Source organism: Sphingobium sp. ba1, assembly GCF_000743655.1.
Lineage (GTDB): Bacteria > Pseudomonadota > Alphaproteobacteria > Sphingomonadales > Sphingomonadaceae > Sphingobium.
This window is the reverse complement of record NZ_JPPQ01000069.1, coordinates 791100-794232: the sequence shown is the minus strand read 5'-3', so window position 1 is coordinate 794232 and position 3133 is coordinate 791100. Positions and strand designations below refer to the sequence as shown.

5 protein-coding genes are annotated in these 3133 nt (G+C 59.0%); 2 read left to right on the top strand and 3 right to left on the bottom strand.

The window, feature by feature from the left end:
- Positions 1-355: periplasmic heavy metal sensor (locus tag IL54_RS22785; protein WP_076605552.1), on the bottom strand; the 355-nt coding region annotated here is incomplete at its 3' end.
- 20 nt (positions 356-375) lie between these two features.
- Positions 376-660 carry a hypothetical protein gene (locus IL54_RS06810; RefSeq protein WP_004212939.1) on the bottom strand — a complete coding sequence of 95 codons (285 nt, stop codon included), beginning with the start codon at positions 658-660 and terminating at the stop codon, positions 376-378.
- A gap of 323 nt (positions 661-983) precedes the next feature.
- Between IL54_RS06810 and IL54_RS06805 the strand changes: the two genes are divergently transcribed.
- Both IL54_RS06805 and IL54_RS22780 read left to right on the top strand, forming a co-directional pair.
- Positions 984-1658, top strand: coding sequence for a YgjV family protein (locus IL54_RS06805; RefSeq protein ID WP_052027587.1), 675 nt, complete (start codon positions 984-986; stop codon positions 1656-1658).
- Complete coding sequence (locus IL54_RS22780) at positions 1655-2293, top strand: GNAT family N-acetyltransferase (RefSeq protein ID WP_076605469.1); 639 nt, start codon at positions 1655-1657, stop codon at positions 2291-2293. Before IL54_RS06805 ends, IL54_RS22780 begins: the two co-directional genes overlap by 4 nt.
- 506 nt (positions 2294-2799) lie before the next feature.
- On the opposite strand, the gene IL54_RS06800 is transcribed toward IL54_RS22780, so the two are convergent.
- Positions 2800-3133: TonB-dependent receptor domain-containing protein (locus IL54_RS06800; protein ID WP_156106275.1), on the bottom strand; the 334-nt coding region annotated here is incomplete at its 5' end.

Genomic DNA, 3133 nt, shown 5'->3' with positions numbered 1-3133 from the left:
GCAGGATCTGCCGCATCGCGAACATATGGTTCAACGTCTCCTTTTGGAGCTCGCCCATCGTGCCGTGCGAACGATCGACAGCCGCCGCGACCTGCGGCCCATTGCCATGCTCGACTTCAATGGCGTCGGCGAGCCGCGCGTTGTCGGCCCTGAGTTCCAGCTCCAATGCACGCCTTCGAACGGCGAAGCGTGACTCCAGCGTCTGGAGTTTGGTCCGTTGAGCCTCGTCCAACTCAAGCCCGTCGTGGAGCAATCTGTGAAGCTCCACGCCTGGGGTCGTCGACGAAGGAAACACTTCGCGTCCAGCCCACACGCCTGCGACCGCCGCTGTGAACGCGATGGCCGCGATCAGCATCGTTCTCCGGGCGCTGCCCGTCACTGGAACGCCAGCAAGGTCGAAGGCGCTAGCGGCGCGGCAGGCCCGAAAGGCGTCAGCGTCGGCATCTGCGCAGGCGCCGCTGCGGACGACAATCCGCCGCCCACCACTCCCAAGGCGACCGCGCCTACCGCTGCCAGCATGCCAGTCCGCAGTGTCACTCCGCCGCCGGCGCGCCGCTCCGCCGCGATCAACCGCATGACATCGCCTTCCAGTTCAGCGAGCCGGGGATGAAGCGGCTGCTCGGCAAGGCGGCGCAAGGCGCTGTCCAAATCCATATCCATGTTCATTCCTCCGCCGTGCTCACATCCTTTACGCACGGCCGGCGAACACCCCTCGAATCCGACGTGAACGAATGTCACTAAGCGGGAACGCCCCCGAGCGCCGCGGCGCACTCTTCCATTGCGTCCAATCGTTCACAGCGCATGCTGAGACGCACCAAAACAGTGTTGATGTCGCTCCTTGCTAGCCTCTAAAGCTATGGTTTGGCCTGGGCGGGGGGCCGATCGATCCAAATTGCGGTCGGTTTGCGATCTAAAGCAAATTGTAAAGAGTTTATTAACCGCGTCTCTTTACTGTTCGGGCATCCCTCCTCCCGAGAGAGCGCATGCCATACTTGATCGATGATGCGATATATACTGCGAGTGCGATCAGCATCCTTCTGGGCATGATCGGGCTCGCCTGTGTCATGACCTGGCCATTTCTACGTTGCTTGCGGCGGGTGATCGTCGTCCAGAGCGTGGGCGCGGTGGCGTTCACGCTTCAATTTTCCGTCCTTGGTGCCTCGACCGCGGCGGTCGCATGCGGCATCTCGCTTGCGCAGCTCTTGATTGCGCTGACGGTGCGGGATCGTGGAGTACGGTCGGCGCTCAACATTGCGAGCCTCGTCACGCTCCTGACGCTTGTCCTATTTACTTGGGTAGGCATAGCGTCGCTTTTCGCGGCCAGTGGAGGCATCATAAACATGAGCGCGCGCAATCAGCCGTCGCCCATGCGGATGAAAACAGTGTTCCTGATCGGCTCTCCTTTTTGGTTAGCGCACAACATCATGGGTGGCGCACTGTCCGCCCTTACAGTGGATCTCATATCGGTCTTCACTAACATGACCGGTTTGTATTTGGCTTCGATCGAAGCGCGAAAGTGTTTGCAGGGAGAGGTGTCCGACACGGTCTGGCGACGAGCAGGAATCTTGTACGGGACTTTCTCCGGCCGGCGCTCGGGTGGCGCCGGCACTCCTGGGCTGAGCGGTCCCGCCGCAGCGCAACAGGAGTGCCGCGCATGATTGATGTACCGGCATCCGTCGCAGCTACACCCCTCCTCGCCAGGCAGAACGTCAATACGCGAACCTCGCCCAAGTTCATTGCCCGACCCGCGAGCGTACATGACGCAAAGGCACTGGCAGCTCTGAAGACAGCGCTGAGCGTCGAGACAGAGCACATGGTGTTCGACGTCGCTGATCCACATGCGCTATTGAAGCGCTGCAACTCTGAGTTGCAGGCTTCGAAGCTCGGAGAACAAGGCATTTTCGTCGTAGAAACCCGGAAACACATTGTCGGCTATATTGATGTCAGGAGAGTAACGGTCGAAGGAGCATATGAGTTTGCATCGTTTAATCTGGCAATCCGTCCACAATACTGGGGCAACGGACTTGGAGCACAGCTGGTTTCTCTAGCGGAAAAATGGGCTAAAGGACGCCAATTGCGCTTCCTTATGTTCTTAGTCGCAATTCGAAATCATCGCGCAAGGGCGCTCTACGATCGTCTAGGGTATAGCATCTGTGATATAGTTCGGGTGGATGATAATAATGCGATCGCAGCCGATGAAGCATACATCATGGGACGTATGATCCTCGAAGCAGATTGTTCTGCCCCTCCTGAGTCCGGTGCGGATCACGATGTTGGGAGTGGGCTATGCTAAACGTCATGTACCTCGGCGTTTTCGTGCTAATGACTGTTTTGGCTGTTCCAGCGACTGCGCAGGTGACTGCGAGCAACCCAAGACCACGGCCGGCGCACTCAAATTCTTGCAGGATATGTTGGCTCGTGGTCCAGCTGAAGCAATGCCCTGGCCGGGATTCGCGCGTGCGTCGAAAGTGACAAAGGTTTTCAATGGCAATTGCTTGATGACCTTGTCGCTAGCTGACCAAGATCGATCTGGCGCGAGCGATTGCGGTGCGGGGTCGGATGTCGACGAATGCACCGCAATCCGCGGTCGAGATCGTGGGAGGGGTGCAGCCTTATAAAGGAATCGACTTTTATTTGGGCGACAATGCCGCAGTACGTCGTGCAAGCGACGCCATGCTCTTTCTTCATGCATCCTGCGACACCTCGGTCGAAACCGGGTTTTGATCATCCGCAGCGGGCGTGTGTTGGATGAATGTGTACGTCGCGCCAGCACTGCTCCGTCCCCCTGAGCGTAAAAGTTTAGAAGTTCACCCTAATCGTCGCTCGCGCGGTGGTCGGCGCACCGGGCATGACGTTGTTGTCGTTGTAGGCGGACGAGAAATAATTGCTGTCGAGGAGGTTCTCGACGTTGATTTGCGCCTCGATGTGGGGGGTGAGCTTGAAGAACGCGGCGGCATCGACGCGGGTGAACGCAGGCAGGACGGCGGCATTGCTGACGGAGGTGAAGCTTTTTGACTGGTGGTAGACGCCGACCCCCCCTCCCAAGCGAGGGGTGAAGTCGTAGCGGGTCCACAGCGAAGCCTGCTGCTTGGGCACAAGCGGGACCTCGCGGCCCGCAGGAGCCGCACTCGTG

What these genes read in the sequence shown, in the direction of transcription:
- IL54_RS06810 (WP_004212939.1), bottom strand. Translation starts at nt 660, where the DNA reads ATGGATATGGATTTGGACAGCGCCTTGCGCCGCCTTGCCGAGCAGCCG.
- IL54_RS06805 (WP_052027587.1), top strand. Translation starts at nt 984, where the DNA reads ATGCCATACTTGATCGATGATGCGATATATACTGCGAGTGCGATCAGC.
- IL54_RS22780 (WP_076605469.1), top strand. Translation starts at nt 1,655, where the DNA reads ATGATTGATGTACCGGCATCCGTCGCAGCTACACCCCTCCTCGCCAGG.